The 6,020-nt window shown below is 61.7% G+C and carries 5 protein-coding genes, 1 tRNA gene and 1 pseudogene; 6 read left to right on the top strand and 1 reads right to left on the bottom strand.

Features of this window, described 5'->3' with window-relative positions; translation table 11 throughout:
• The first annotated feature begins 26 nt into the window (after positions 1-26).
• The 4 genes from KZA10_RS06470 to KZA10_RS17830 all read left to right on the top strand — a co-directional run bounded on the left by KZA10_RS06470 (position 27) and on the right by KZA10_RS17830 (position 1,540).
• Positions 27-551: a hypothetical protein gene (locus tag KZA10_RS06470; RefSeq protein WP_256934492.1), complete on the top strand. Its 525-nt coding sequence runs from the start codon at positions 27-29 to the stop codon at positions 549-551.
• Positions 552-565: 14 nt separating this feature from the next.
• Positions 566-841 carry a hypothetical protein gene (locus KZA10_RS06465; RefSeq protein ID WP_218682452.1) on the top strand — a complete coding sequence of 92 codons (276 nt, stop codon included), beginning with the start codon at positions 566-568 and terminating at the stop codon, positions 839-841.
• Positions 842-1,224: 383 nt separating this feature from the next.
• Positions 1,225-1,313 (top strand) — tRNA-Ser (locus KZA10_RS06460).
• An 86-nt stretch (positions 1,314-1,399) separates the two neighbouring features.
• A complete protein-coding gene (locus tag KZA10_RS17830) occupies positions 1,400-1,540 on the top strand; it encodes a hypothetical protein (protein ID WP_256934491.1) in 141 nt (46 codons plus the stop codon).
• Between the two features lie 6 nt (positions 1,541-1,546).
• On the opposite strand, the pseudogene KZA10_RS18695 reads toward KZA10_RS17830, so the two are convergent.
• A pseudogene (locus KZA10_RS18695) lies at positions 1,547-1,990 on the bottom strand (tyrosine-type recombinase/integrase); the annotation flags it as partial.
• A 403-nt stretch (positions 1,991-2,393) separates the two neighbouring features.
• On the opposite strand from KZA10_RS18695, the gene KZA10_RS06450 reads away from it, so the two are divergent.
• Positions 2,394-3,158, top strand: a complete 765-nt coding sequence (locus tag KZA10_RS06450) for a hypothetical protein (protein WP_218682450.1) — start codon at positions 2,394-2,396, stop codon at positions 3,156-3,158.
• Positions 3,159-3,478: 320 nt separating this feature from the next.
• On the top strand, positions 3,479-5,587 hold the full coding sequence (locus tag KZA10_RS06445; protein ID WP_218682449.1) for an ATP-dependent endonuclease: 2,109 nt from the start codon (positions 3,479-3,481) through the stop codon (positions 5,585-5,587).
• The last annotated feature ends 433 nt before the right edge of the window (positions 5,588-6,020 follow it).

The following is a 6,020-nucleotide window of genomic DNA, read 5'->3' as shown; positions in this document are numbered from 1 at the left end:
CCCGTGATCGATGAGTCAATAGCACGGTGGATGAGATCGCAGGTGTGCGACAGGTCGGGTTCCGAGAGGCCGATCGCCGCTTCCCGGATGATCTCACTGCTCTGCTGCGCCGCGAACTCACGAGTAATGATGTGACCGGGGAGAACATCGGGCAGACCGCGATCGCTCCGCTGACGACTTGGGGATTCTGGACGCCCGTCGTGGTCTTCTTCCTCGGCTTCTGGCTGCTCGGTGCGATCATCAACCGCGGTCGCTGGGGACTCTGGGTCGTCTTCGGCATCATCGTCGGCGTCATCGCCTATGGAGGACATATCCTCGGCCAGCTGTTCGAGGCGCCGTTCTGGAAGCTCAGCGCGAGTCAGGGGCTCGACCTCGTCGGAGAGCAGCTGCTCGCCCCGCTCGCGATCGCGGCCTTCGTCTTCGCCCGTGAGCTGACCATCTGGTTCGGGGCCTGGGTCGCCCGCAGCGGTGCCCGCAAGACCGAGCTGAACGCCGAGGCGCAGCGCGAGTACGAGCGCACCCTCGAAGCCGGCCCGACGCTGTCGAGGTAATCACGAACTCCACCATGCCGAACCCCCGTAACGCGAAGAACATCCCGACCAGGATGTACGCGGTGATCGCCGCCAGGAGGGCCTCCAGGTCGAGGCCGCGTCGGTTGACCTGGTGCGCGATGATCGCCCAGGGGGCGACCAGCAGCGCGATCATCGACGCCGTCGACAGCGGGATCGCGAGCAGAGGACCCTCGACACCGAAGAGGGCAGCGGCGACGGCGGAGGCACCTGCAACCGAGAGCACCACCCACGACACGCGCTGGACGAGGTTCCGGGCCCTGGTCACGTAGAACACCATCGCGATCGTCGCCAGCATCGCGAGGAAGGCCCAGGGGCTCGGATCCGTGCTCGGCTGCGCGGCGCACAGGCCGTAGGAGACGACGAGCAGGACGAGGATGATGGCGTATCCGCGGGCCTGGCCGTCCCGCCGGCGACGCGGGGGCGTGTCGGAGTGCTCCGGCTTCACGGTGTCTGTCCGGGGCATGATCGGTCCTCTTCCGCGCGGTGGACGCGGGGCGCCCACGATGTGCGGCCAGTATCCCAGCGCGAGTGCGCCTCCCCGCTCAGGTCGGTTGCGCGTCGGCCAGAAGGAGAGTCCCGCGGGCTGGTTCGTCACCGCTCGTCTGACCCGTTATGATGGCTAGGTGCATCCGTGCTTTCGGGTCGGATGCCTGGAGACGTCGCATAGTCCGGCCGAGTGCACCACCCTGCTAAGGTGGAGTCCCCTTACGGGGACCAGGGGTTCAAATCCCCTCGTCTCCGCAGAAATCAGGCACCTGCACCCTCATTCGGGAGGGGAGCAGGTGCCTTTCAGTTCTCCGAGGATCCTGAGAGGGTTCCGACTTCTCGTGGCTGTTGAGCGGAGCGAGGGACTCACGGTCCTGCTGCTCGCCCATCACATGTGCACATACGTGCAGCACGGTGCGAGGATCGTCGCCAAGCCACTGGGCGACCTGGTTCACGGGGATACCTGCTCGGATCCGCTGTGACGCGGCGTAGTGGCGAAGCACATGGACCCGACGTCCGCCCGCCGTTGAGGCCCAGGAGGTGTAGCGACGGAACATATTCATGCGGAGCTGGAGACCGGTCACTGTCGTGAACAGGTGATCGTGTGCTGCCTTCCCGGAGGCGAACCCAGTAGCGATCTCATGCGCACGATCCGTGAGCGGAAGAGTTCGCCGTCCCCGCTTGGTCTTCGGCTGCTTCTCGGCGTAGCCGTCGCTGTGGCTCTTCGTGATGCGTACGGCTGGATGTGGCAGGGTTTGCAGATCAGATACACGGACGGCCCTAAGGTCACCCCACCGAACCCCAAAGATGCTGAGAAACTCAGTGATGAGTGCATAGTGGCCGGACTGTTCCTGTTGTCTTGCGAGCAGGGCTGCAATCGTGTCTTGCGTGAGCCAGTCTTCATCCGGCGTCTGAACCGATCCCGAGGGCATGCGCACATTTCGGACGGAGTCGGCAGTCGCAACATAGCCCTTGAGAGCTGCCCAAGTGAAGAGCGCCGACAGCGATGTGCGGGTGCGAGCCACTGTCGAGATCCCACGGCAGAGCAGGCCACCCGCAGAGCAGCTCGTCCCCGAGGTCATCGCCCGACGCGGCCACCAGCACCGAGCGAGTCGTGGGTATTGTCGCCTTCGTTGCAGGGATGATCGTCGGCTTCTTCGTGGCAGCCAGACGTACGTGACAGCGCGAACGCTCGAAAAGCCGGAGCGTTGTTCGGGGCACTCTAGCTTTTCGGACACGCGGCTCGGCCGTGCAGCCGGTCCCGACGACGGCGCTTTCGCTGGATAGTCTGATGCCGTGCTACCTGATTTCTCGGAGTCTTCGTACGCGAACGCCGTGACCCGCGAGGTTGAAGAGGTGCTGAGGCGGCATGGGCAGACTCTAATCGCGCCGCCACGGATCCCGAGCCTGCGAGAGGAACGCACGCTCGGCTACGACGTCCGGCTCGACTCGACAGCGATGGCAGTGATCCTCCAGTTCAAGCTGGGGGAGTACGTCTCCCGGTCACGGACGGGGAGTGCGACCTGGCCGCATGCGGGAGCGCCGCACTACCGGACGACTTTCCCCGCAGGGCATCACCAACTTCCGATCCTGCAGCGGCTCGAACGTCGGCTCGCGCGCAAGGGCAATCCCGCCATCGTGCAGTATCTCGCCCCGGCCTTCCATGCGGACGCCGACTTCACGCAAAAGTACCTGGCGCGGACCATCCTCGATGATTCGTATGGATGCCGTCCCTCCAGCGTCCCCGCGGACGGGTTGGCCCACCATCTCGTGCGCGTAGCGCCCGCGACCACCTTCATCCTGTCCGAACGAGTCGAGGTAGACCCCGAGCCGCTCGCGCTCACGTTGGATGTCCTCGCGCTGCGTGCGCGGCGGCTCACGCAGCGCGAGGACTCGACGCGGCACGAGGTCCCGTCCCCGGTGCGGGTTCTGGCGGAGGCGCTCCTCCCGGAGACCAACGACACCGATGTCGATGCCATGATCGAGCGCGAACGCGGAGCATTCGAGGGCCGCGATGACCTGGCGGCGGCGGTCGGCGTGATCGAAGCCGGAGCGGCGATTGGCCTATCGATCGGGATCACGGCTCACGTAGTCAAGTGAGCGGGCGAACTGGTTAGCGCCGGATAGGTAGGCAAAAGGCCCAGCCGCGTCTCCTGGGCCTCTGGGGCACCTGCGGTGCCTCACCTGACTCGATAGACGCGCGTGTGAGGACGGATGCCCACATGAGATGTAAGCACGCTTCCGCCAGTGCACCCCTCGTAACTGCGATGAACGTGCCACCCCTGAGCTGGATCAATGAGCACAAGCACGGCGGGCGCCGGTAGGGCCGACCATGTCGATAGTCGCTCAGTCAGAGGTAACCGCTAGGTTCAAGTCCGAGACCTTCCAGCCTTGAGATTCAGTGTGGGTAAATCATGAAGATGACCGAAGTCAAGATTCAGAACTTTCGTGGACTGAAGGACGTGACTGTTCCTCTTTCATCGTTCGGCTGCCTGATCGGAGAGAACAACGCCGGCAAGTCATCGGTGCTCCAAGCAATCCTTCTTCTCTTGCCTGGTTCAAGTCGACGGGCTGTCGCGACTGACTTCTACGATCCCACGGAGCCGCTCCGTGTAGAACTCGTCATCGATGACGTCACGGATGCTGATCTGCAGCGCATCGAGAACGAGCAGCATCGGGCGAGTTTCAAGGCCGATGTGGTCGATGGCCAGGTGCGACTCGTCAGGAAGGTGGAACTGGCGTCCGCCCGTTCTCAGTTGCTCGTGTCTCGTCTTCGTCCGGCTGAGGATCGGTGGGGTGATGATGCCCTAACGCCCATCATGAAGGGAAAGTCGGGAAGCGCCCTGCGAGAGGCAGCCGTGGTTCTCATACCTGAACTCGATGCTCGCCTGGACGCTAAGCCCACTCAGACGACGGTCCGTGCTATGCGCGACGAGCTGGTGGTCGAGATGGCTGATGACCTGAAGGTGTTCCGAGATGAGCCGCTGGGGACGGGGTTGGACGCCGGCATCAAGAATTTTCTGCCCGAGCCGATCTATATCGAGGCGGTCAAAGATGTATCCGATGAAGTCAAAACCTCGGACAGTGCTACCTTCGGCAAGCTTCTGACTCTTCTACTGGAGGAGGTTCAAGAGCATTTTACTGACATCGAAGAACGCTTCCGCGAAATCCACAAGCAGATAAGCCGTGTTGTTGGAACTGACGGAACCATCACAGACGAGCGTCTAGACCAGGTCCGGATAGTCGAGAGTCTGATCAATGACTTCGTCCGAGAGAGCTTCCCTGAGGTTGGCTTGACGATTAACGTTCCCGTGCCGCGGATGAAAACGATCCTCGCTTCTGCTGAGATCTATGCCGACGATGGACACGATGGACCAGTGATCTCGAAAGGTGATGGGCTCAAGCGTGCTGTGGCCTTCGCCATCTTGCGCGCCTACACGAGGCTCCGTGCCTCCGGCACGCGCGAGGCGCCTAATCCGCACCAACATTGGCTCCTGTTCGAGGAACCGGAGCTCTATCTGTACCCACGTGCTCAGCGCCAGTTGTACTCGGCACTGCAAGCCGTATCTGCGGATTTCCCGGTCTTGGTCACTACGCACTCACCGCTTTTCTTCGACGCGGAATCAACTCAAACGTTCACCAAGCTCCGCAAGGTTCCGGGTCGGGACGGTTCTCCGCCAACAACCGAAGTAAAACCAGTCAGGATCGGCGACGACCTGGGCGCGAAGACTGCTTTCCAGATCATTTGTCACGAGAACAACAGCATCGGATTCTTCGCGAGGAAGGTTGTATTGGTTGAGGGGGATAGCGATGCGATCCTGTTCCCGCACCTCGCGCGGCTGCTGAACCCGGAGTGGAGCGACGTAGAGGCGAACATCGCGTTCGCTCGCATTAACGGAAAGGGGAACATCGGCCACTACCGCACCTTCTTCTCGAAGTTCGATGTCCCGATCTCCGTCGTGTGTGACCTCGACACGCTTCTGGGAGGCTTCGACAAGCTCGAACCCTCGACGCACCAGAACGAACTCCGCTCCGAGTTGCTCCGAGAGGTTGACTCTCAATTGAAGAGCACGCAAGAGAAGTCGGCAAGCGAGGTGGCTGAGTTGCACAAGAGCGGTGATCTTCGATCACGCTGGAAGGTCGCCCACGAGGCAATAAGGGAGTTCGATGGCACAGAGGGCGCGCAGGTGAAGATCGTTAACGCAGTCGAGGAGTTTTTCTCCTATCAGCGGAGTGGGGATCGGCATGATGTCTTGATGAAAGATGAGAAGGCAGTGTCAACAGCGAAGGCCGCGGTAATTGAGAGTCTCCGCGAGAACGGCGTCCATGTCTTGTCCCAGGGAGCGGTCGAGGACTACTACGACAGTTCGTCGAAGTATCGCGACAAGGTCCGGCAGGCTGTGGAGTTCCGTGCGACTTGCGTCACGCTCGAAGAATTTCGAGCTTCTCTCGGGAGCCGAGCCGACGTAGTCGAGGCTGAGCTGCGGTCAATCTTCTCGGAGATCTTTTCTGACGCGGGCAGGGCCTAGGAGGTACCTGGAGTGATTCAGCACGTGGCGAGCCGAGAATCTGGTGACCCTAACTGTCGAAGCATTCAACCGTTCAACCGTGTGTTCGAGTCGTACTGGTCGGATACTGATTCATCGAGAAGAAGATTGTGCTCGTGGATAACGATGTTGATGCGGAGGCCGTAAGCGCAGCCATCGAAGCTGCACGCGACTTCAGTGGAGCACGCGGGCACCTTCAGCGAGCATCAGAGCTGCTGGCCGACGGGAAGAACCCTGACTGCCCGAACTCGATCAAGGAGTCTGTCTCGACGGTCGAAGCAGTGGTGTGTGAATCGGCCTGACTTTCGTTCCTATCGGGAGCCTTGTCCGACAGGTGCCGGATTGGCTGATTCCTGGTCAGCGTAATACGCCTGTTCGACCTCGGCGGGTGTTCGCATGTCGAGCTGACCGTGGA

Source organism: Microbacterium sp. BF1, from assembly GCF_019279095.1.
Lineage (GTDB): Bacteria > Actinomycetota > Actinomycetes > Actinomycetales > Microbacteriaceae > Microbacterium > Microbacterium maritypicum.
This window is presented reverse-complemented; position numbering and strand designations above follow the sequence as displayed.